A 21,418-nucleotide genomic window follows, 5' to 3' on the forward strand; every position below is an offset into this window, starting at 1 on the left:
ATGGACATTCATTACACCGAGCAACAACAGCAGTTTCGCCAGGAGGTAGAGGCGTTTCTGGCTAAGCAATTGCCAGCGCCTATTGCCCGCAAGGTATTGCTGGGCAAACGCCTGGCCAAGGCAGACATGCAAGCCTGGCACGCCATCCTCGCGGCCAAGGGCTGGCTGGCCAACAGTTGGCCGGCCGAACTGGGCGGTACAGGCTGGGACCCGATCCAGAAGCACATTTTCGACGAAGCCTGCGCGGCGGCTGGCGCGCCTCGGATAGTCCCGTTCGGGGTGAACATGGTGGCCCCGGTGATCATCCGCTTTGGCACCCAGGCGCAGCGGGACTTCTACCTGCCGCGCATACTCTCGGGCGAGCACTGGTGGTGCCAGGGCTACTCGGAGCCCGGCGCCGGCTCGGACCTCGCCAACCTGAAAACCCGCGCGGTGCGTGAGGGCGAGCATTACATCGTCAATGGCCAGAAAACCTGGACCACCCTTGGCCAGTACGCCAACTGGATTTTCTGCCTGGTGCGCACCGATGCCCAGGCACAGCCGCAGCGTGGCATCTCTTTCCTGCTGATCGACATGGCCACGCCGGGCATCACCGTACGGCCGATCATCACTCTGGACGGCGAGCACGAAGTCAACGAAGTGTTCTTCGACAATGTACGGGTGCCGGCGGCCAACCTGGTAGGTGAAGAAAACCAGGGCTGGACCTGCGCCAAGTACCTGCTCACCCATGAACGCACCGGGCTGGCCGGCATTGGTACGTCCAAGGCTGCCCTGCGCCAGCTCAAAAAAGTGGCGACCCAGGCGCAGAGCGGCGGCAAGCCCTTGCTCGACGACCCGCTGTTCCGTGCCCAGGTCGCGGACGTGGAGATGCAACTGCGGGCCATCGAGATCAGCACCTTGCGCATCTGCGCAGCGGCCAACAATGGCGGCGTGCCGGGTAGCGAAAGCTCGATCCTCAAGGTAAAGGGCACCGAGATCCGCCAGGCGATTTCCCACTTGTTGCGCAAAGCCATCGGCCCCTATGCCCTGCCACTGGTAGAGGAAGAGATGGAGCTGAATGACAGCGAACCGCCGCTTTATATCGAGGACAGCGCACCGCTGGCCAGCGAGTATTTCAACCTGCGCAAGCTGTCGATCTTCGGCGGGTCCAACGAGATCCAGAAAAACATCGTCACCAAAATGATTCTAGAACTCTAGGGGCGCGCCATGGACTTCAACCTCAGCCAAGAGCAGCAGATGCTGCAAGACACCGCCGCGCGACTGGTGCGCGATCAATACACCTTCGAAGCCCGCCAGGCCCATGCCGCCACTGCACTGGGTTATTCGCGTGACTTCTGGGCGCAGTTGGGCGAGCTTGGCCTCACCGCAGTACCCTTTGACGAACACGCGGGTGGCATGGGCGGCAGCAGTGTCGACCTCATGCTGATCATGACCGAACTTGGCCGCGGCCTGTGCCTGGAGCCCTACCTGCATTCAGTGGTGTTCGCCGGCGGGCTGCTCGCTCAGTTGGGAACGGCGGAGCAACAGGCTCGCTGGTTGGGGCCGGTGGCGAGCGCCGAGGCACAGCTGGCCGTGGCGCTCGAAGAGCCCCACAGCCACTATTGCCTGAACCACGTGAAAACCCGCGCCGAGGCCGTGCCCGAAGGGTATCGGCTGAGCGGGCGCAAGGTGGCGGTGATCGCCGGCCATAGCGCCGATGCCATCCTCGTCAGTGCCCGCACCCACGGCGAGGCTGGAGATGAAACCGGCATCAGCCTGTTCGTGCTGGCGCCCGATACAGCCGGCGTACGCCGACGCGAATACCCCACGGTGGACGGCCCGCGCGCCTGCGAGCTGTTCCTTGACGGCGCCGTGGTGCCGGCCAGCGCTGTACTGGGGGAAGTGGGCCAGGCGTTCAATGCACTGCGCTATCAACAGGGCCGCGCCATCGCTGCGCAATGCGCCGAGGCGTTGGGCAGCATGCAGGCGGCCTGCGCGCTGACCCTGGACTACCTCAAAACCCGCAAACAGTTTGGCGCGCCCATTGGCAAGTTCCAGGTACTGCAACACCGCATGGTGGACATGCACACCGAGCTACAGCAGGCTACCTCCATGGCCATTCTGGCCGCCTGCGTGGCCGACGAGCCCGACAACCTTGAACGCTCCCGTACCCTCGCCAACGCCAAGTTCATCTGCAGCCGCGCCGGCCGCTTCATCGCCGAGCAGGCGATCCAGTCCCATGGCGGCATCGGCATGACCTGGGAGTATGTGCTTGCCCACCACGCCAAGCGGCTGGTGATGCTCAGCCACCAGTTCGGCGACGATGATCACCACCTCAAGGCGTATGCGGCGATGATGGACATGGCTGTGGCATGACATTTATTCCCAAGCTACCGCCGGATGGCCGGCGATAGCCTGGGAATGGACTAACCCTCTACGCCTCAATCCGGTTCGGGCCACGCTTACCCCGCACCACTTCGGAGCCCGTTCGTGCCGCACCCACCGACGCCCGCCGAGCTAGCTAGCCATGCATGGGCAATGCAAGCAAAACCTGACCTGTTGGCCAGCTAATTGCTTTATCAGGGCCAGCCACCCTGAACGAGCCTGCCATGCCTTCTACCACCGCAAGCCCGCGCCTGCATCTGCGCCAGATCACCAAGCGCTACCCGGGCTGCCTTGCCAACGACGCCATCGACCTGCGGATCGACGCCGGGGAAATTCACGCCTTGCTGGGCGAGAACGGCGCGGGCAAAAGTACCCTGATGAAGATCATCTATGGGGTCACCCAGCCGGACAGCGGCGAAATCCTCTGGGAAGGCGAGCGAGTGCGCATGCGTAACCCCGCCCAGGCGCGCTCATTGGGCATCGGCATGGTGTTCCAACACTTCTCACTGTTCGAAACCCTCACCGTGGCCCAGAACATTGCCCTGGCCATGGGGCCCGGGCAAACGCCAAAGCAACTGGAGCCGCGCATCCGTGAAGTGTCAGCGCGCTACGGCATGAGCCTGGCCCCGGAGCGGCTGGTGCACAGCCTCTCCATCGGCGAACGCCAGCGGGTCGAGATCATTCGTTGCCTGATGCAAGACATCCGCCTGCTGATTCTCGATGAGCCCACTTCTGTGCTTACCCCGCAAGAAGCGGAGGACCTGTTCGTGACCCTTCGGCGCCTGGCGGCCGAAGGCTGCAGCATCCTGTTCATCAGCCATAAGCTGGGCGAAGTCCGCGCCCTGTGCCACAGCGCCACGGTGTTGCGGGCTGGCCGGGTGTCAGGCCAGTGCGTGCCCAACGAGAGCAGCGACCTGGCGCTGGCGCGGATGATGGTCGGCGATGCCGAAGGGCTGGAGACCGAATACGCGAAGGCCACGGGCGGCGTCGATTTTCTCAACGTGCAGCAACTCTCGTGGCACAACCCCGATCCGTTTGGCTGCTCACTGAAAGCAGTGGACCTTGCCGTACGCCGCGGGGAAATCGTCGGCATCGCCGGCGTGGCCGGCAATGGCCAGGACGAACTGCTGGCCTTGCTCAGCGGCGAACGCACCCTTGCCACGGCCGATAGCGCATGCGTGCAGTTTGCCGGCAAGCCTGTGGGCAGCCTGCGCCCGGATGCCCGTAGGGCCCTGGGATTAGGCTTTGTACCTGCCGAGCGCCTGGGCCATGGCGCGGTGCCGGACATGAGCCTGGCAGACAACGCCCTGCTCACCGCCTTCGGCCAAGGGCTGGTAAGCAAAGGGCTGATCCAGCGCGGCAAGGTTGTGCAACTGGCCGAAACCATCATCGAGCGCTTCGGGGTTAAAAGCGCCGGAACCCACGCGGCAGCGCGAAGCCTGTCGGGCGGCAACCTGCAGAAATTCATCCTCGGCCGGGAAATCCTTCAACAGCCTCGCCTGCTGGTGGCGGCGCACCCTACGTGGGGCGTGGATGTGGGCGCGGCGGCAACCATTCACCGTGCCTTGATCGCCTTGCGCGATGCCGGCGCGGCGATCCTGGTGATTTCCGAAGACCTGGACGAGCTGTTCCAGATCTGCGACCGCCTCGGCGCGCTCAGTGCCGGGCGCCTCAGTGCGTTGAAGCCCACCACAGAGACGACCCAAGTAGAACTGGGCGGCTGGATGGCCGGCCGTTTCGAAGCCATGGCACCCGCGAACGATTCTCCCCTTTCACCGGCAATGCCCGCATAACGGAGCCTGTCATGTTGCTTTCCCTCGAACCCCGCGGCCAACAGTCCCGCGCCATGCTGTGGCTGTCGCCCGTGCTGGCGGCGGTACTTACCCTGGCCAGCGGCTCGCTGCTGTTCATGGCCCTCGGGCAAGACCCTTTGATCACCCTGCATACGTTGTTGATCGACCCGGTCAGTGACCTGTACGGAGTGTCCGAACTGCTGGTCAAGGCCACGCCCATCCTGCTGTGCGCCTTGGGCCTGGCGGTCGCGTACCAGGCCCGGATCTGGAACATCGGCGCCGAGGGCCAGTTGCTGATCGGCGCCTTGGCCGGCAGCGCAGTGGCGGTGCACATCCTCGACGTACAAAGCCGCTGGGCACTGGTACTGGTGCTGGCCACAGGCATGCTCGGGGGCGCCCTCTGGGCCGGCCTCACCGCCTGGTTGCGCACACGGTTCAACGCCAACGAGATCCTCACCAGCATCATGCTCAACTATGTGGCGCTCAACCTGTTGCTGTATGGCGTGCACGGCCCGCTGAAGGACCCGGCCGGGTTCAACTTCCCGGAATCGGCCATGTTCTCCGACGCCACCCGCTTGCCGGTGCTGTTCGAAGACGGCCGCGCCCACACCGGCGCATACTTCGCCCTGCTCGCATTGGTGGCCGTATGGGTGTTGCTGCAACGCAGCTTCCTGGGCTTTCAGATCAAGGTGCTGGGCCTTGACGGGCGTGCCGCTGCCTCGGTGGGCTTTCGGGAAAAACGCCTGGTGTGGCTGGTGCTGCTGCTCAGCGGCGGCCTTGCGGGCCTGGCGGGGGTGTGCGAAGTGACCGGGCCCATTGGCCAATTGGTCCCACAAGTAAGCCCCGGGTATGGCTACGCCGCCATTACTGTCGCCTTCCTGGGGCGCCTGCACCCTGTGGGCATCGTGTTTGCCAGCGCGCTGATGGCGTTGCTGTACCTGGGCGGTGAGAGCGCACAAATGAGCCTCAACCTGCCGCAGGCGATCACTCAACTGTTCCAGGGGATGATGCTGTTCTTCCTGCTGGCCAGCGACGTACTGATCCTGTATCGCCCCCGCCTGAACCTGCGCTGGGCCCGCCGCCGCGCGGCTGTCGTTACCGCTGGAGCCGCCTGATGGACATCGACCTGCTGAGCAATGTGTTTTACGCCATGGTGCGCACTGGCACGCCGCTGTTGCTGGTGGCGCTGGGCGAATTGGTGTGCGAGAAAACCGGAGTACTCAACCTGGGCCAGGAAGGGATGATGCTGTTCGGCGCCGTGGTGGGGTTCATTGCGGCCTACAGCACCGGCAACCTGTGGCTTGGGGTGCTGATGGCGATGCTGGCGGGGGTGTTGCTATCTTCGCTGTTTGCCTTGGTGGCGTTGGCGTTCAACGCGAACCAGGTGGCCACCGGGCTGGCGCTGACCATCTTCGGCGTGGGGCTGTCCACCTTCGTTGGCGCGGCCTGGGTGGGCAAGCCGCTCAGTGGTTTCGAGCCCATCGCCCTGCCTTGGCTCAGTGAGCTGCCCGTGGTGGGCCGCATGCTGTTCGGCCAGGACCTGCTGGTGTACCTGTCCTTCGCGCTGTTCGCGCTGGTGGCTTGGGTGCTGCTCAAAAGCCGCCTTGGGCTGATCATCCAGGCTGTGGGCGAGAACCCCGACGCCGCCAGCGCCATGGGCCTGCCGGTGCTGCGCGTGCGCACCCTCGCAGTGCTGTTCGGCGGCGCCATGGCCGGGCTGGCTGGCAGCTACCTGTCGCTGGCCTATACCCCCATGTGGGCGGAGAACATGAGCGCCGGCCGCGGCTGGATCGCCCTGGCCCTGGTGGTGTTCGCCAGCTGGCGAGTGGGCCGCCTGTTGTTGGGCGCCTACCTGTTCGGCCTCGCCAGCATCCTTCATCTGGTGGCGCAGGGTGTGGGGCTGAACATCCCCTCCAACCTGCTGGCGATGCTGCCGTATGTGGCGACCATCGTGGTGCTGGTGTTGCTGTCCCGCGATGGCCTGCGCACACGCCTGTATGCGCCGGTTTCGCTAGGGCAGCCTTGGCAACCCGGGCACTGAACCCGTAGAGTACGCCCCCTGCGCCTGGCCTCACCGGCAGGCGCCCCTGGATCAGCAGACAGGGCAACACTGAGCTGGCTTCCCTCACATTCACTTCAGAGGAGCCGGCCACATGCCTGCTATCCGTACCTGGTTGAAAAACCCCCTCGCCGTGTTTACCGGCAACAACCTGAGCGCCGAAGGTGGCCTGGTGATCGCCAACGGCGTGATCGAACAGCTGCTCGCCGCAGGCGAACACCCTGCCCTGCCCTGTGAGCAAGTATTCGACGCCCGCGAGCACGTGCTGCTGCCAGGGTTGATCAACACCCACCACCACTTCTATCAAACCCTTACCCGCGCGTGGGGGCCGGTGGTGAACCAGCCATTGTTCCCTTGGCTGCAAACCCTTTACCCCGTATGGGCGCGGCTGACCCCGGCGCAGCTGGCACTGGCGAGCAAAGTAGCGCTGGCCGAGCTGTTGCTGTCGGGCTGCACCACTGCGGCCGACCACCACTACCTGTTCCCCAATGGCCTTGAAGAAGCGATCGACGTGCAGGTAGAGGCGGTGCGCGAGCTTGGAATGCGCGCCATGCTCACCCGCGGCTCCATGAGCCTTGGCCAGGCGGACGGCGGGCTGCCGCCGCAGCAGACGGTGCAGCAGGGCGAGGCGATTTTGGCGGACAGCCGGCGGCTGATCGAGCGCTACCATGAACGTGGGGACGGTGCCCAGGTGCAGATCGCTCTGGCACCTTGTTCACCCTTTTCGGTGACCCCCGAAATCATGCGCGCCAGCGCAGACATGGCTCATCACCTCGATGTGCGCCTGCATACGCACTTGGCCGAAACCTTGGACGAAGAAGCCTTCTGCATACAGCGGTTCGGCCTGCGCACCGTGGATTACCTCGACAGCGTGGGCTGGCTGGGCCCACGCACCTGGCTGGCGCACGGCATCCATTTCAACCCCGAGGAAATTGCTCGCCTGGGCGGCGCGGGCGTTGGCATTTGCCATTGCCCGACCTCCAACATGCGCCTGGCTTCGGGCATTTGCCCAACGCTGGAGCTGCTGGCCGCTGGCGCCACCATCGGCCTGGGCGTAGACGGCTCGGCCTCCAACGACGGTTCCAACCTGATGCTCGAAGCCCGGCAGGCGTTGTACTTGCAACGCTTGCGCTATGGGGCCGAACGCATCACCCCCGAGCTCGCACTCGGTTGGGCCACGAAAGGTTCGGCGGCACTGTTGGGGCGCACGGACATCGGCGAACTGGCGCCGGGCAAGCAGGCGGACCTTGCTTTGTTCAAGCTGGATGACCTGCGCTTTTCCGGCAGCCATGACCCGGTCGCCGCGCTGCTGCTGTGCGGCGCCGACCGTGCCGACCGGGTAATGGTGGGCGGCCAGTGGCGGGTTATCGAGGGCCAGATCGAAGGCCTGGACGTGTCAGGCCTGATGGCCGACCACCGCCAGGCCGCACACGCATTGGTCAATGGCGCGTGATACGCAGCCTCACCTGTCCCCTTGGTCAGCTTTTTGCATTCTCCCTCGCAGCTGACACCTGATAACAACACCACCCGAGACGGAGCTTGTAACTGTGCAAAAACGCCCTTTGAAGAAGTTGTTCACCGCCGTGGCCGCTGCCATGGCCGCCACGCTGACCCTGGCCGCCAGCGCGGCGCCGTTGAAGGTGGGCTTTGTGTACGTGGGCCCCATCGGGGACCATGGCTGGACCTACCAGCACGAACAGGGGCGCAAGGCGCTGCAAGCGCAGATGGGCGACAAGATCACCACCAATTTCGTGGAAAACGTGGCCGAGGGGGCCGACGCCGAGCGGGTAATCCGTGACATGGCCAAGGACAAGTACGACCTGGTGTTCACCACCTCGTTCGGCTACATGAACCCTACCGTGAAAGTGGCCAAGCAATTCCCCAAGGTGATCTTCGAGCACGCCACCGGCTACAAGCAGGACAAGAACCTGGGCACGTACCTGGCCCGCACCTACGAGGGCCGCTACGTGGGCGGCTTCCTGGCGGCGAAGATGACCAAAACCAAGAAGATCGGCTACGTGGCCTCGTTCCCGATCCCCGAGGTGATCCGCGACATCAATGCCATTCAGCTGGCCCTGAACAAGTACAACCCTGGTACCGAACTGAAAGTGGTGTGGGTGAACTCCTGGTTCGATCCGGGCAAGGAATCCGACGCGGCCAACGCGCTGATCGACCAGGGCGCGGACGTGATCTTCCAGCACACCGACAGCCCCGCCCCTATCCAGACCGCCGAACGCCGTGGCGTGTACGCGGTGGGTTATGCCTCGGACATGGCGCACTTCGGGCCCAAGGCCGTGCTTACCTCTATCGTCAACAACTGGGCGCCGCACTATATTCAGACGACTCAGGCGGTGATCGACGGCACCTGGAAATCCCAGGACTTCTGGGGTGGCCTGGCCGACGGCACCGTGGAGCTGCCGATCAGCGACGTGGTGCCCGCCGAAGTGAAAGCCGAGGCCGAGCAGCTGATTGCCAGCATCAAGAGTGGTGAATTCAAGCCGTTCACCGGGCCGATCAAGGACCAGGCCGGGGCAGAGAAAATCCCGGCGGGCAGCAGCGCCAGCATTGCTGACCTCGCCTCGATGAACTACTACGTTGAAGGCCTGACCGCGCAACTGCCGAAATAACGCTGCCCCGCGCGGCCGCCCGCAACCAGGGCGGCCGCCCATTGGTGCTTTCAGGACAACCCGCATGAACACCCTTCCGATCATCGACATCGCCCCGCTGTACGAGAATGATCCGCACGCTATTGCCCAGGTATCGGCCGCCATCGACCGCGCCTGCCGCGAGTGGGGTTTCTTCTACATCAAAGGCCACCCCATCAGTACCGCCCGTATCGAAGCGCTGACCCAGGCCGCGAAGACCTTCTTCGCTCTGCCACTGGAAGACAAACTGCGCATCGACATCACCCAGACCCGCCACCACCGCGGCTACGGCGCCATCGCGACCGAGCAGCTGGACCCTGCCTTGCCCAGCGACTTGAAGGAAACCTTCGACATGGGCCTGCACCTGCCGGCCGACCATCCCGAGGTGCTGGCCGAGAAACCCTTGCGCGGGCCAAACCGCCACCCTGCTTTGCCAGGCTGGGAAGCGTTGATGGAGGCGCATTACCTCGATATGCAGGCGCTGGCGCAAACGCTGCTGCGGGCGATGACGCCAGCACTGGGGGTGCCCGAGGACTTCTTCGACCAGCGCTTCACCCAGCCGGTGAGCGTGTTCCGGATGATCCACTATCCACCGCGCCATACCGCCACCTCGGCTGAGCAGCAAGGGGCCGGCGCGCATACCGACTACGGCTGCATCACCCTGCTTTATCAGGACAATGCCGGCGGCCTGCAGGTGCGCAATGTGAATGGTGAATGGATCGACGCGCCTCCGATCGAAGGCACGTTCGTGGTGAACCTGGGCGACATGATGGCGCGCTGGAGCAACGCGCTGTACCTGTCCACGCCCCACCGGGTGATAAGCCCGCTGGGGGTGGACCGCTACGCCATGCCGTTCTTCGCCGAGCCGCACCCCGACACCCGCATCGAGTGCCTGCCCGGCTGCCAGAGCGCAAGCAACCCGCCACGGTACCCGACCACGACCTGCGCCGAGTTCCTGCTGTCGCGCTTCGCTGACACCTACGCTTACCGCCGCGAGATCGAAACCACGCCTTGAGGCAGCGAGGCTGCAGTGTCGGGTTCCGCCTCAGGCTGGGGCTCGGCGCTGTAGTAAACCTTGGGCACGCCCCACAGAATCAACGCCACGGCCACCAGGCTGATAACACTGAGCAGGTATAGCGCCGGGGTTGCCGCGCCGGTGAGGTCACGCACACGGCCGATCATGAACGGCGCGATGATCCCACCCAGCTGGCCCAGGGAATTGATCAGGGCGATACCCGCCGCTGCGGCCACACCGCTGAGGAAGCGAGGCGGTATCGTCCAGAAAATGGGCATCCAGGCAATGATGCCCGCCATGATCAGGCTCAACCCCACCATCAGCGGTAACAGTTGCCCCGCGGTGATTGCGCACAACAGGTAGCCACCGGCGCACAGCAAGGCGCAGGTCGCCATGTGCCAGCGCCGCTCGCCGCTGCGGTCCGAGCTGTAGCCCATCAGCAGGTTCACCACCACCGCCACCAGGTACGGCACCATGGTCAGCCAGCCGATATGCAAGGTGTCGGTTACGCCAGCGCTACGGATCAGCTGGGGCATCCAGAACAGCAACCCGGTAAGGGCCATGACCAGGCAAAGGTAGATCGCGCTCATCACATAGGTAGTGGGCAAGCGCAGCAGGCTGGCCATGGAGGGTTTGCCGGCCGGTTTCACGTCTTCGGCCATGCGCTGGGCCAGCAGGCGTTTTTCTTGCGCAGTAAGCCAGGGTGCGTCCTCAATGCGATCGCTCAGCAGCCAGAACACCACGCCACCCAGCAACATCGAGGGCACGCCCTCTAGCAGGAACAGCCACTTCCAGCCTGCCATGCCCATGGCGCCGTCCATATGGCCCAGGATCAACCCTGCCAACGGCCCGCCGACGATCCCGCACAGGCAGATCGAGCTTTTGAAATAACCATTCACCCGCCCACGACGGCTGCTGGGGTACCACTGGGTGAAGTAGTACAGCACCCCTGGTACGAAGCCCGCCTCCATCACCCCGATGAGAAAGCGCAAGGTGTAGAACCAGAACTCGCTCTGCACAAACATCATGCAGGCCGAGGTGATGCCCCAGGTGACCATGATGCGGGCAATCCACACCCTTGCGCCGATCTTGTGCAGCAGCACGTTGCTCGGCACCTCGAACAGGAAGTAACCCACAAAGAACAAACTGGCGCCCAAGCCGTACACGGTGTCGCTGAAGCCCAGGTCGCTTTGCATTTCCAGCTTGGCGAAGCTGATGTTCACACGGTCCAGGTAGGCGAAGAGGAAACAAAGGATAAAGAGCGGAACGATGCGCCAGTTCACCTTGCGGTACAGCGCATCTTCCAGGGAACGGGCATCAACCGCGGGCGACGCGGCAGCAGGTATGGCCATGGAACACCTCTTGTTATTGTGGGTGCCGACGTACCGGGCACGGCCCGGAATGACCATATAGTAATACTAATTGCTGCCTTCGCCAGTTCCTCGCGGCGCCAGTCGTCAGGCTGGGGCTTTACGGCCCAGCAGCAACATCGCACCCGCCAATGCCAGCAGCGAAGCGCAACAGCGGCTGAATATCGCTTGGGCCGAAGGCCGCTTCAGCAATTGGCGCAGGTGCACCCCAGCACAGGCATAGAGCGCGATGGCTACCCATTCCAAGAATAGGAACGCTGCGCCCAGCTGCACGAACTGCGCGGCGAAGGGTTGCCCTGCACTTACGAACTGAGGCAGGAAGGCGGTAAAAATTAGTATGGCTTTTGGGTTGCCTGCGGCGACCAGAAACTCCTGCCGTGCCATTTGCCAGGCGGTAGGAGTGCCTACGGTGGCGCCTCCGGTCTCGACCCCGGCCCCGCTGTTCCAAAGTTGCCAGGCGAGGTAAAGCAGATACGCCGCGCCCACCATTTTCACCAGCATGAACAGCGTGGCGGACGCCTGAATCACTGCCGCCAGGCCCACCGAGGCCAGCCCGATCATCCCAGCGAATGCTGCCAGCCGGCCGACGCCCGCCCAGCAGGCACGGCTAAAGCCATAGTGGGTCGCGTTATGTACCGACAACAGGTTATTGGGGCCCGGGGCCAGGTTCAGGGCGAAGCAGGCGGGCACGAACAGCGCCCAGGTAGACAGGTCCATGTCGGTGCCTTTGCAGGGGTCGGGTTGCCAAGAGTAGGCCTTCGCAAAGGCTCCCCACAAGGCCTGCAACCACGGCGCTTGACGCCCGCCTGGCGCATTCAGGCTTTGCAAGATTAACCAAACGTTACACAATCGCGGCTTTTTTTATGGGCCGCCCTGCTCTCGCAGCGGTTTGCGGCCGTGCTTGAAGCCTTGCTAACGGAGACCCCGAATGACTCAGCAGGCCACTGCCACCCAAGCCACCCCCGTCGCTCTAGCGCGCTGGGGCCGAGACGAAACCACCTGGATGCTCGGCCTGTTCGGCACCGCCATCGGCGCCGGTACGCTGTTTCTGCCTATCAACGCCGGCGTCGGCGGGTTCTGGCCGCTGCTGATCCTGGCGCTGCTGGCCTTCCCGATGACGTACTACGCGCACCGCGGGCTTACCCGTTTCGTGCTGTCGGGGCGTGATGGCGCCGACATCACCGGCGTGGTGGAAGAGCACTTCGGCAAGAAAGCCGGAACGCTGATCACGCTGCTGTATTTCTTCGCGATCTTCCCCATCCTGCTGATCTACAGCGTGGCCCTGACCAACACCGTGGGCAGCTTTCTCGAGCACCAGCTGCACGTCACGCCACCCCCTCGCTCGGTGCTGGCTGCCTTGCTGATCGTTGGGCTGATGATCGTGGTGCGCTGCGGCGAGGCGGTCATCGTGAAGGTGATGAGCCTGCTGGTGTACCCCTTCATTGCCGCGCTGGTGTTGCTGGGGCTGTTCCTTGTGCCCCACTGGACCGGGGGCATCCCGGCCACCGCCGGCAACGTCCCGCCTGCCGCCTCCCTGGTGCATACCCTGTGGCTGGCCATTCCTGTGATGGTGTTTTCGTTCAACCACTCGCCGATCATTTCGGCCTTCGCCGTGGACCGCAAACGGGCCTGGGGTGATGCCGCTGAACCGCGCTGCAGCCGAGTGCTGGCCCGCGCGCACGGGTTGATGGTAGTGACGGTGATGTTCTTCGTGTTCAGTTGCGTGCTGGTGCTGTCGCCCGAGCAACTGGCGGAAGCCAAGGCGCAGAACCTGTCGATCCTCTCGTACCTGGCCAACCATTTCAGCAACCCGACTATCGCCTTCGCCGCGCCCATCATCGCCGTGGTAGCGATCGCCAAATCCTTCCTCGGCCATTACATCGGCGCCAGCGAAGGCCTGCACGGGCTGCTGGCCAAGCGTGGGCGCGGCGCCAGCAAGGGCCGGGATCGCATGGTGGCGGTAGCCATGGCGGTGGTGTGCTGGGCGGTGGCAACCCTGAACCCAAGCATCTTGGGCATGATTGAAACCCTCGGCGGCCCGGTGATCGCGGCCATCCTGTTCCTGATGCCGATGTACGCCGTGCGCCGTGTACCCGCCCTGCGCCAATACGCCGGCCAGTGGTCCAACGTATTTGTGGTGGTGATCGGCCTGGTGTCCATTTCGGCGCTGGTGTATTCGCTGGTTTGAGGCCTCTAACCCTTGCGGGAAGCAACTGTCTTGGGCTGTTTTCGAAAGACCTTATTCGCGAGCTCCGCCTGCGGCTCCCACAATTGCACGCCGGACACCGTGGGAAGCGGGCGCTAGCTCGCGAATGTCGGGTTGAGCTGCCCCATAGGGTTAATACACAAACCCCTGCCCCAGCTCGGCCTGCATCCAGTCCAGAAAGCGCCGCACCCTCGGAAAGTTGGCGTGGGCCCGAGGGAATACCAGGTGGTGGGCGGTGATGGCCGCGCTTAGCCCCTCGCCCACCTCCACCAGGCTGCCGCGCGCAAGGTAGGCCTGGGCGAGCAAAGTGCTTTCCAACGCAAAACCCAGCCCATGGCTGGCGGCTTCGAGCGTCATGTAGGAGCGGTCGAAGCTCAACGAGTAGGGTTGCTCAGGCCGGGCCAGGCCGTGCTGGGCGAACATCTGCGGCCATTTCACCAAAGTCGCCTCGGAGAGAATCAGCGGGGCGCTCAGCAGGTCGCCCATCCGCCGCACCGGCCACTTTTCCAGCAGCCCGGGCGACGCCAGCACGGCGATCCGCTCCTGGGGCACAGTGCGCACTTCGAAGCTGGGCCAATTGGGCAGCCCATGGCGGATGTCCAGGTCGATCTTGTCGCGGCTGAAGTGCAGCGACTCATACGAACACGACAGGTTGAGCTGGATGTCCGGGTGGCTCAGGCGAAACGCTTCCAGCCGCGGCATCAGCCACAGCAGGCCGAAGCTGGGCGAGGAATGCAGGCGCAGGCAATCCAGGCTCTGGTCGCTGGTGGCCCGTTCCGTGGCAACGGTCAGGCTGTGCAGCAGCCCGGACACATCCAGCAAGTACTGCTCACCTACCGGCGTAAGCGTTACGCCCCGGGCGGTACGCAGGAACAGCGGTCGCCCGATCAAAGCTTCCAGGTTCGCCAATTGATGGCTCACGGCCGAAGGCGTGAGGTTGAGCACTTCGGCCGCGCGGGCAACGTTGCCGAAGCGGGCAATCTGCTCGAAGGCTTGAAGGGCTTTCAGCGGTGGCAGCGTCAGGGAGCTGTTGTCTGGCAGAGGCATGGTCATGTTCTTGTAGTGGACACGGCGTATCGCGTGGCTCCCGCATTCAAGCATTGATGCGTACGCATGGCGAGTGCTGAATTTTTTTCAGCGCCGAGTGAGCGGGGCTACCTTGCTGGCCTTGGACGGCAGGCGGAAGCTGAGCCCATCGATTCGAACGGATCGACCCTACAAAAACAATCAGAGGGTGCTCTCATGCTTCTCCAAGGCAAGGTTGCAATCATCACTGGCGCTGCCTCCGCTCGCGGCATCGGCCGCGCTACCGCTATCGTCTTCGCCCGCCACGGCGCACGCGTCGCCATTCTCGACCTGGATGCCGCAGCCGCCCGCGATGCCGCTGCCTCCTTGGGCGAGGGCCACCTGGGCCTGGGCGCCAACGTGGCCGATGAAGCCGCTGCCCAAGGCGCTGTGGCCCAGGCATTGGAGCACTTCGGGCGCATCGACGTGCTGATCAACAACGCCGGCATCACCCAGCCACTGAAAACCCTGGACATCCGCGGCAGCGACTACGACAAGGTGCTGGACGTGAGCCTGCGCGGCACGTTGCTCATGTCTCAGGCAGTGATCCCCGCCATGCGCGAGCAAGGCGGTGGCAGCATCGTGTGCATGTCTTCGGTGTCTGCCCAGCGCGGCGGGGGCATCTTCGGCGGCCCCCACTACAGCGCAGCCAAGGCCGGCGTACTGGGGCTTGCCAAGGCGATGGCGAGGGAGTTCGGCCCGGCCCAGATCCGCGTCAACTCGATCGCGCCGGGGTTGATCCACACCGACATCACCGGTGGCCTGATGCAGGATGAACGGCGCCACGCCATTATCGAAGGCATCCCGTTGGGCCGCCTGGGCGCGGCGGACGACGTGGCCAACGCGGCGCTGTTCCTGGCCAGCGACCTCTCGGCTTACCTCACCGGTATTACCCTGGACGTGAACGGTGGCATGTTGATTCACTGAAGTCGCCGCGGTTCTGTATCAGCGATGCGCCAGGTGATTCACCTGGCCTGCGATAACAACAAGAGATCAGACCCATGACCACCCTCACCCTCGAAGCGGCCACGAGCGTTCGCTCGTCCGCGTACCGCAAAACCGCCTGGCGGCTGATGCCCTTCCTGATGCTGTGCTACCTGTGCGCCTACCTGGACCGGGTAAATGTGGGCTTCGCCAAGCTGCAGATGATGAACGACCTGGCCCTGAGCGAGACGGTGTACGGCCTGGGTGCTGGCATGTTCTTCATCGGCTACTTTTTCTGCGAAGTGCCCAGCAACATCATCCTGCACAAAGTGGGTGCGCGCCGCTGGATCGCCCGCATCATGATCAGCTGGGGGCTCATTTCGGCGCTGTTCGCCTTCGTCGACACCGCCTGGCAGTTCTATACGCTGCGGTTCTTCCTTGGTGTCGCCGAAGCGGGGCTCGCACCCGGCCTGCTGCTGTACCTCACCTATTGGTTCCCTTCCTATCGCCGGGCTCGCCGGGCGCGCATGACCGTGCTGTGGTTCGTGGCCATTCCGTTGTCGGGGATGATCGGCGGGCCGTTGTCGGGCTGGATCATGAACCACTTTGCCGGCGTGCACGGATGGGCGGGCTGGCAATGGATGTTTGCGCTTGAAGCGGTGCCTACGGTGCTAGTGGGAATATTGGTGCTCAGCTACCTCAAGGACGGCGTGCATCAAGCCACATGGCTCGATGACGACGAAAAAGCCCTGATCAGCCGTGAGCTGGCCGAAGACGAGCAGAAAAAAGTTACCCACGCCTCCCCCGCCGCCTTCATCCGAGACCGCCGCCTGTGGTTGCTCGCCGGGATCTATTTCTGCGTGGTGATGGGCCAGTACGCGATCACCTTCTGGCTGCCTACCCTGGTGCGCAATGCCGGGGTGTCCGACCCGCTGCACATCGGCCTGCTCACCAGCCTGCCCTACTTGTGCGCCATTGCCGCGATGCTGCTGGCTGGGCGTAGCGGCGACAAACACCGCGAGCGGCGCTGGCACCTGATCGTGCCCATGCTGGCCGGCGCCCTGGGCCTGACCCTGGCTGCGCTCATGGGCAGCAGTGTGGTGCTGTCGATCCTCAGCCTGTGCCTGGCCGCTGCGGGCGTGCTGTCTGCCTCGTCGATGTTCTGGATGCTACCTACCACCTTGCTGGGGGGCGTGTCCGCCGCCGCCGGCATCGCCGCCGTGAACAGCTTCGCCAACCTGGCCGGCTTCTGCTCGCCCTACCTGATCGGCTGGATCACCACCAGCACCGGCTCCAGCGCGATCGGCATGTACCTGATCACCGGCGTGCTGTGCTTCGGCGCCAGCCTGGTGCTGCGCGTACCCGCCTCGCTGGTCAACCGTTAAGCCACTGGAGACACCTTATGAGCGCTTTACCTAACCTCTCGCCCACGCTGCGTGACCGCGCCTACAACATTCGCCGCCACGCCCTGCGCATGGGCCAGGTGCAAGGCCAGGGGTACGTCGGCCAGGCCCTCGGCGCCGCCGACCTGCTGGCCGTGGCGTACTTCCACGCCATGCGCTACCAGCCCCATGACCCTGAGTGGGAAGGCCGTGACCGCTTTTACCTGTCCATCGGCCACTACGCTATCGCTTTGTATGCAGCGCTGATCGAGGCCGAAATCATCCCTCTGGAGGAGCTGGAAACCTACGGCGCCGACGACAGCCGCCTGCCGATGTCAGGCATGGCCGCCTACACCCCTGGCATGGAGATCACCGGTGGCTCGCTGGGCCATGGGCTGGGCATCGCGGTGGGGGCGTGCCTGGGCCTCAAACGCAAGGGTTCGGACAGCTTCGTGTACAACCTGCTGTCCGACGGTGAACTGAACGAAGGCTCCACTTGGGAAGCGGTGATGTCGGCGTCTCACTGGCGGCTGAACAACCTCATTGCGATCGTGGACGTGAACAATCAGCAGGCCGACGGCCATTCCAGCGAAGTCCTCGCCTTCGAGCCCATCGTCGACCGCTGGCAGGCCTTCGGCTGGTTCACCCAACGGGTGGATGGCAATGACCTGGATGCGTTGGTCGGCGCCTTCGATGCCGCGCGTGCCCACAACGGTGCTCAGCCCCGAGTAATTATCTGCGATACCCGCATGGGCAAAGGCGTGCCCTTCCTGGAAGCCCGGGAAAAGACACACTTCATTCGCGTGGACGAACATGAATGGGACCAGGCGCTGGCGCTGCTGGACCAGGAGAAAACCGTATGAGCACCTTCAAAGCCCCTGCTTCCACCGGCAAACGCCTCACCACCAGTGCGATGATTGCCTCGATCGCTGCCGAGGGCCAGGCCACTCGCTCCGCCCCGTTCGGCCACGCCCTCGCCGCACTGGCGGACGAACGCAGCGATATTGTCGGGTTGTCGGCGGACCTGTCCAAATACACCGACCTGCACATCTTCGCCAAAGCTCACCCCGGCCGTTTCTATCAGATGGGCATGGCCGAGCAGTTGTTGATGAGCGCCGCCGCCGGCATGGCCCGCGAAGGCTGCGTGCCGTTCGCCACCACCTACGCGGTGTTCGCATCGCGGCGCGCCTATGACTTCATCTGCATGGCCATCGCCGAAGAAAACCTCAACGTGAAGATCGTCTGCGGCCTGCCCGGGCTCACCACCGGCTACGGCCCCAGCCACCAGGCCACGGACGACCTGGCGATCTTCCGCGCCATGCCCAACCTGATGATCCTGGACCCCTGCGACGCGCTGGAAATCGAGCAGGCCGTGCCTGCCATCGCCGCCCACCAGGGGCCGGTGTACATGCGCCTGCTGCGCGGCAACGTGCCGCTGGTGCTGGACGAATACGGCTACCAGTTAGAGATCGGCAAGGCGAAAACCCTGCGCACCGGCAATGACGTGTTGATCATCTCCACTGGGCTGATGACCATGCGCGCGCTGGAAGCGGCCGAGCAGCTGCGGGCCGACGGCATCGACGTGGCTGTGCAGCACGTGCCCACGATCAAGCCGCTGGACACCGCCAGCATCCTGGCCGAGGCGCGCAAACCAGGGCGGCTGGTGGTGACCGCTGAAAACCACTCGGAGATCGGTGGCCTGGGTGAGGCGGTGGCGGGCGTGCTGCTGCGCAACGGCGTAACGCCCACCTTCCGCCAGATCGCCCTGCCGGACGCCTTCCTCGATGCCGGCGCCTTGCCCACCCTGCACGACCGCTACGGGATATCCACAACCGCCGTGTGCGCGCGCATCAAGGCCTGGCTGTGACATGAGCACGGCGCACTTGCTGCATCCGGCGTACCGGTTGTTTTTGGAGGAGCAGCCGGAGCCGTGGAAATTCGCCACGCTGGGGGCGATCCGGGCGCGGCTGCACCAAGGTTTTACGCCGCGCGCCCATGCTCAGGGAGAAGAGCACTGGATACCGGACGGGCCACGGTTGCGGCTGTACCGTCCGCGGCCGGGGGTGATCAACCCGCCGCTGGTGGTGTACCTGCATGGCGGTGGGTTCGTGCTGGGCTGCCCGGAAATGGCCGACAACTACCTCAACGAACTCGCCCTCGCCATGGGCGTGGCGATCGCGGCGGTGGACTATCGGCTGGCGCCGGAACATCCCTTCCCTGCCCCGTTGGACGACTGCGCGGCCGCGCTGCGCTGGGTGGTCGCCCATGCCGATACCTTAGGGGTAGGGACGGACGCGGTGGTGCTGATGGGCCATAGCGCAGGCGGCGGGTTGGCGGCAGCATTGGCGCTGCGGCATCAATCGCAACCGTGCTGCCAACTCGCCGGGCTGGTGCTGATCTACCCCATGCTGGATCACCGCACCGGAGCATCAGGCCAACCGCTGAATCCCAACGCGGGTGCCTATGGATGGAGCGCCGAACCCAACCACTTCTGCTGGGAATGCCTGCGGGGGGATTACACACTCGACGATGACCGCCTGGGGGAATTTTCCCCTGCCCTGGCGCCAAGCCTGGCCGGCCTGCCGCCGACCTTCATTGCCGTGGGCGCGTTGGATTTGTTCGTGGATGAAGCGATGCATTTTGCGTTGCGGCTAAGCCATGCCGGAGTGTCGGTGGAAGCGCGGCTGTACGCAGGGGTGCCGCACCTGTTCGATCAGTACCCTGGCCCGGTCACGGACCAGTGCGTGGCCGATACCCGCACCGCGTTGGGGACGTTCCTCGGCGGCGCGGTTCAGATGCCTCGGTAGGCTTGAGCATCGACAACGATTGTTCAGAAACTTCCCCTTATTAGCTGCTTGCTTATTATCATTTCGAAAAATATTCGGTCTGGATGCAGCACAGAATCCATGGGATGTTGACGCAACGGCCCCGCGGTTCGGGCGCTTGTAGATCCACCAACTATTCACCTTGGGCGAATAAGCGTATTGGAAATGGTTGATAGGGAAAACAGTACGTTTGCGGCAAGGTGGCTATTGGCACTATCGAATGAAGAGGATCTATTCTTCAACCCGAGATCCGGTGAGAACAACCTCAAGGAAATCATGGAGCGATTCATGCCAGGGTCAACCCTCGAGAGCATGAATGAATTGGATGACTGGCCTGATACTCTTCGCTGGGATTTTGCATACAAAACCATTCAAAGAGACATTTTTTTTAACGTGTACGTCAATGCCATTGAGACCTGGCTTGATGTCTCCGAGAGCAGTCCCGGTCTCGGTGGATCTGCCATCTATGCAGCCGTAGCCACATTTGCCTATAACACCAAGCGTACCTTCGTTGGAGACCCCGACGGGCTGTCCGATCTGGCGCTTCGTAGGCGCCTTGACAATATGCTATGTTCTGCAGTCAAGTACCGCAGCACAAATCACCTAGCGCCCCATCCAGACCAGCTCGACGGCTGTGAAAGGCTTGGGGTTCCTCCTCTGGCATGGGCCAAAGGTCGGACGCTGGACAACATCCAGTGCATGATTGACACTGTCATCGCATCCCTAGAATACGTTGTGCCGGAGGTAGCTCATGCCTACTACGACTTCCAAGCAAAAACCTTCTGCAATTCTGAAGGCGGACAGCTATTGGAGACAGTTTTTGGAAGCTGGAGTGATCACCTTGCAGGAAGCAGAACGGCGAGCGCTGGGATCACTACGTTTAAAAGAGGCATACTCCTCCGATCCTTGGTACGCCAAGAAAGCTGCGCGCGACCCCTCCTTCTGGAGCAAGTTCTACGCGACTCGCGTCAATTCGTAGACCACGGCGACCTGTTCGGTATTTTCTACTGACTCGCAATAGTAAGCTTCTGAAAAGGCCCCTCGGGGCCTTTTTTCTATCCGGGTCTCTGACCAGATAAGGCAGTCAACAGCTGGCTGCTGGGCACCTTCCTCGCCGGCGCGGTTCAGATGCCTCGGTAGGCCCGGCCATCGGGGCGCATGGGGCCTGTCTTCGAAGAGGCAGCGCGTGAACACTTCGGCAACCCATCTCAAGGCTTTGGTTATCGGTGCCAGCGGCGCCATTGGGGGCGCCTTTGCCCAGTTACTGGAGGAAGACAGCCGCTACGCAGAGGTCATCCGCCTCGGCCGAAATACGCAACCGGGCATGGACCTTACCGTGCCGCAGAGCATCAGCGAAGCCGCCGCCGCCCTTGGGCCGCGGGGCCCGTTCGACCTGATCATATTGGCGAGCGGCATCCTCCATGGCGAAGGTTTCATGCCGGAAAAATCCCTCGAAGCCATCAACCTCGACCAACTGTTGGCCACCTTCCAGGCCAATACGTTCGGCCCTGCGCTGGTGCTGCAGCAGTTCTTACCCTTGCTGACGGCCGACGGCGTATTCGCCGTGCTCTCGGCCAAGGTCGGCAGCATCGGGGATAACCGCCTGGGGGGCTGGTACAGCTATCGGGCATCCAAGGCGGCGCTGAACATGCTGATCAAGACCGCCGCCATCGAAACCGCCCGCCGCTGGCCGGGCAAGCACTTGGTGGCGCTGCACCCAGGCACGGTCACTTCAAACCTGTCCAAACCCTTCCGCCCCCAGGCCCGCCC

The 21,418-nt window shown here is 63.7% G+C and carries 19 protein-coding genes; 16 read left to right on the forward strand and 3 right to left on the reverse strand.

Going from position 1 to position 21,418, the window contains the following annotated elements:
* The 8 genes from G7016_RS22565 to G7016_RS22600 all read left to right on the forward strand — a co-directional run bounded on the left by G7016_RS22565 (position 1) and on the right by G7016_RS22600 (position 9,876).
* Complete coding sequence (locus G7016_RS22565) at positions 1 to 1,197, forward strand: acyl-CoA dehydrogenase family protein (protein WP_181117949.1); 1,197 nt, start codon at positions 1 to 3, stop codon at positions 1,195 to 1,197.
* Between the two features lie 9 nt (positions 1,198 to 1,206).
* Complete coding sequence (locus G7016_RS22570) at positions 1,207 to 2,355, forward strand: acyl-CoA dehydrogenase family protein (RefSeq protein ID WP_181117950.1); 1,149 nt, start codon at positions 1,207 to 1,209, stop codon at positions 2,353 to 2,355.
* A 233-nt stretch (positions 2,356 to 2,588) separates the two neighbouring features.
* Positions 2,589 to 4,157, forward strand: coding sequence for an ABC transporter ATP-binding protein (locus G7016_RS22575; protein WP_181117951.1), 1,569 nt, complete (start codon positions 2,589 to 2,591; stop codon positions 4,155 to 4,157).
* Positions 4,158 to 4,168: 11 nt separating this feature from the next.
* The gene (locus G7016_RS22580) at positions 4,169 to 5,272 is read left to right on the forward strand and encodes an ABC transporter permease (protein WP_181117952.1); all 1,104 of its coding nucleotides are present in this window, start codon (positions 4,169 to 4,171) and stop codon (positions 5,270 to 5,272) included.
* Positions 5,272 to 6,198, forward strand: a complete 927-nt coding sequence (locus tag G7016_RS22585; RefSeq protein ID WP_181117953.1) for an ABC transporter permease — start codon at positions 5,272 to 5,274, stop codon at positions 6,196 to 6,198. The genes G7016_RS22580 and G7016_RS22585 overlap by 1 nt, the downstream gene beginning before the upstream one ends.
* Before the next feature lie 112 nt (positions 6,199 to 6,310).
* Positions 6,311 to 7,669 (forward strand): 8-oxoguanine deaminase, encoded by a 1,359-nt coding sequence (locus G7016_RS22590; RefSeq protein WP_181117954.1) that lies wholly within the window; start codon positions 6,311 to 6,313, stop codon positions 7,667 to 7,669.
* Between the two features lie 142 nt (positions 7,670 to 7,811).
* Positions 7,812 to 8,843, forward strand: a complete 1,032-nt coding sequence (locus G7016_RS22595) for a BMP family ABC transporter substrate-binding protein (protein WP_219856349.1) — start codon at positions 7,812 to 7,814, stop codon at positions 8,841 to 8,843.
* A gap of 64 nt (positions 8,844 to 8,907) precedes the next feature.
* Positions 8,908 to 9,876 (forward strand): 2-oxoglutarate and iron-dependent oxygenase domain-containing protein, encoded by a 969-nt coding sequence (locus G7016_RS22600; protein WP_181117956.1) that lies wholly within the window; start codon positions 8,908 to 8,910, stop codon positions 9,874 to 9,876.
* Here G7016_RS22600 and G7016_RS22605 read toward each other — a convergent pair.
* Both G7016_RS22605 and G7016_RS22610 read right to left on the reverse strand, forming a co-directional pair.
* Complete coding sequence (locus tag G7016_RS22605; protein ID WP_181117957.1) at positions 9,846 to 11,228, reverse strand: MFS transporter; 1,383 nt, start codon at positions 11,226 to 11,228, stop codon at positions 9,846 to 9,848. The two genes, G7016_RS22600 and G7016_RS22605, sit on opposite strands and share 31 nt — an antisense overlap.
* 105 nt (positions 11,229 to 11,333) lie before the next feature.
* Entirely contained in the window at positions 11,334 to 11,963 is a 630-nt protein-coding gene (locus tag G7016_RS22610) for a LysE family translocator (protein WP_181117958.1), read from the reverse strand.
* 211 nt (positions 11,964 to 12,174) lie between these two features.
* On the opposite strand from G7016_RS22610, the gene G7016_RS22615 reads away from it, so the two are divergent.
* Positions 12,175 to 13,434 carry an HAAAP family serine/threonine permease gene (locus tag G7016_RS22615; RefSeq protein ID WP_181117959.1) on the forward strand — a complete coding sequence of 420 codons (1,260 nt, stop codon included), beginning with the start codon at positions 12,175 to 12,177 and terminating at the stop codon, positions 13,432 to 13,434.
* Positions 13,435 to 13,584: 150 nt separating this feature from the next.
* Here the strand turns inward: G7016_RS22615 and G7016_RS22620 are convergent, their stop codons facing one another.
* Complete coding sequence (locus tag G7016_RS22620) at positions 13,585 to 14,499, reverse strand: LysR substrate-binding domain-containing protein (protein ID WP_181117960.1); 915 nt, start codon at positions 14,497 to 14,499, stop codon at positions 13,585 to 13,587.
* Positions 14,500 to 14,694: 195 nt separating this feature from the next.
* Between G7016_RS22620 and G7016_RS22625 the strand changes: the two genes are divergently transcribed.
* The 7 genes from G7016_RS22625 to G7016_RS22655 form a co-directional block, all read left to right on the forward strand.
* The gene (locus tag G7016_RS22625; protein WP_181117961.1) at positions 14,695 to 15,444 is read left to right on the forward strand and encodes an SDR family NAD(P)-dependent oxidoreductase; all 750 of its coding nucleotides are present in this window, start codon (positions 14,695 to 14,697) and stop codon (positions 15,442 to 15,444) included.
* A gap of 74 nt (positions 15,445 to 15,518) precedes the next feature.
* Positions 15,519 to 16,826 carry an MFS transporter gene (locus G7016_RS22630; protein ID WP_181117962.1) on the forward strand — a complete coding sequence of 436 codons (1,308 nt, stop codon included), beginning with the start codon at positions 15,519 to 15,521 and terminating at the stop codon, positions 16,824 to 16,826.
* 17 nt (positions 16,827 to 16,843) lie between these two features.
* Complete coding sequence (locus G7016_RS22635; protein ID WP_181117963.1) at positions 16,844 to 17,686, forward strand: transketolase; 843 nt, start codon at positions 16,844 to 16,846, stop codon at positions 17,684 to 17,686.
* On the forward strand, positions 17,683 to 18,690 hold the full coding sequence (locus G7016_RS22640) for a transketolase family protein (protein WP_181117964.1): 1,008 nt from the start codon (positions 17,683 to 17,685) through the stop codon (positions 18,688 to 18,690). Before G7016_RS22635 ends, G7016_RS22640 begins: the two co-directional genes overlap by 4 nt.
* Position 18,691: 1 nt before the next feature.
* On the forward strand, positions 18,692 to 19,630 hold the full coding sequence (locus G7016_RS22645) for an alpha/beta hydrolase (protein WP_181117965.1): 939 nt from the start codon (positions 18,692 to 18,694) through the stop codon (positions 19,628 to 19,630).
* Positions 19,631 to 19,813: 183 nt separating this feature from the next.
* Positions 19,814 to 20,659 (forward strand): hypothetical protein, encoded by an 846-nt coding sequence (locus G7016_RS22650; RefSeq protein WP_181117966.1) that lies wholly within the window; start codon positions 19,814 to 19,816, stop codon positions 20,657 to 20,659.
* Positions 20,660 to 20,834: 175 nt separating this feature from the next.
* Positions 20,835 to 21,418: SDR family NAD(P)-dependent oxidoreductase (locus tag G7016_RS22655; RefSeq protein WP_181117967.1), on the forward strand; the 584-nt coding region annotated here is incomplete at its 3' end.

It is taken from the genome of Pseudomonas japonica, from assembly GCF_013522925.1.
Lineage (GTDB): Bacteria > Pseudomonadota > Gammaproteobacteria > Pseudomonadales > Pseudomonadaceae > Aquipseudomonas > Aquipseudomonas japonica_A.

Coding starts and splice junctions, on each gene's coding strand:
- G7016_RS22610 (WP_181117958.1), bottom strand. CDS start 11,963: ATGGACCTGTCTACCTGGGCGCTGTTCGTGCCCGCCTGCTTCGCCCTG.
- G7016_RS22645 (WP_181117965.1), top strand. CDS start 18,692: ATGAGCACGGCGCACTTGCTGCATCCGGCGTACCGGTTGTTTTTGGAG.
- G7016_RS22585 (WP_181117953.1), top strand. CDS start 5,272: ATGGACATCGACCTGCTGAGCAATGTGTTTTACGCCATGGTGCGCACT.
- G7016_RS22650 (WP_181117966.1), top strand. CDS start 19,814: ATGGTTGATAGGGAAAACAGTACGTTTGCGGCAAGGTGGCTATTGGCA.
- G7016_RS22575 (WP_181117951.1), top strand. CDS start 2,589: ATGCCTTCTACCACCGCAAGCCCGCGCCTGCATCTGCGCCAGATCACC.
- G7016_RS22595 (WP_219856349.1), top strand. CDS start 7,812: ATGGCCGCCACGCTGACCCTGGCCGCCAGCGCGGCGCCGTTGAAGGTG.
- G7016_RS22630 (WP_181117962.1), top strand. CDS start 15,519: ATGACCACCCTCACCCTCGAAGCGGCCACGAGCGTTCGCTCGTCCGCG.
- G7016_RS22620 (WP_181117960.1), bottom strand. CDS start 14,499: ATGCCTCTGCCAGACAACAGCTCCCTGACGCTGCCACCGCTGAAAGCC.
- G7016_RS22565 (WP_181117949.1), top strand. CDS start 1: ATGGACATTCATTACACCGAGCAACAACAGCAGTTTCGCCAGGAGGTA.
- G7016_RS22635 (WP_181117963.1), top strand. CDS start 16,844: ATGAGCGCTTTACCTAACCTCTCGCCCACGCTGCGTGACCGCGCCTAC.
- G7016_RS22640 (WP_181117964.1), top strand. CDS start 17,683: ATGAGCACCTTCAAAGCCCCTGCTTCCACCGGCAAACGCCTCACCACC.
- G7016_RS22580 (WP_181117952.1), top strand. CDS start 4,169: ATGTTGCTTTCCCTCGAACCCCGCGGCCAACAGTCCCGCGCCATGCTG.
- G7016_RS22625 (WP_181117961.1), top strand. CDS start 14,695: ATGCTTCTCCAAGGCAAGGTTGCAATCATCACTGGCGCTGCCTCCGCT.
- G7016_RS22590 (WP_181117954.1), top strand. CDS start 6,311: ATGCCTGCTATCCGTACCTGGTTGAAAAACCCCCTCGCCGTGTTTACC.
- G7016_RS22570 (WP_181117950.1), top strand. CDS start 1,207: ATGGACTTCAACCTCAGCCAAGAGCAGCAGATGCTGCAAGACACCGCC.
- G7016_RS22615 (WP_181117959.1), top strand. CDS start 12,175: ATGACTCAGCAGGCCACTGCCACCCAAGCCACCCCCGTCGCTCTAGCG.
- G7016_RS22605 (WP_181117957.1), bottom strand. CDS start 11,228: ATGGCCATACCTGCTGCCGCGTCGCCCGCGGTTGATGCCCGTTCCCTG.
- G7016_RS22600 (WP_181117956.1), top strand. CDS start 8,908: ATGAACACCCTTCCGATCATCGACATCGCCCCGCTGTACGAGAATGAT.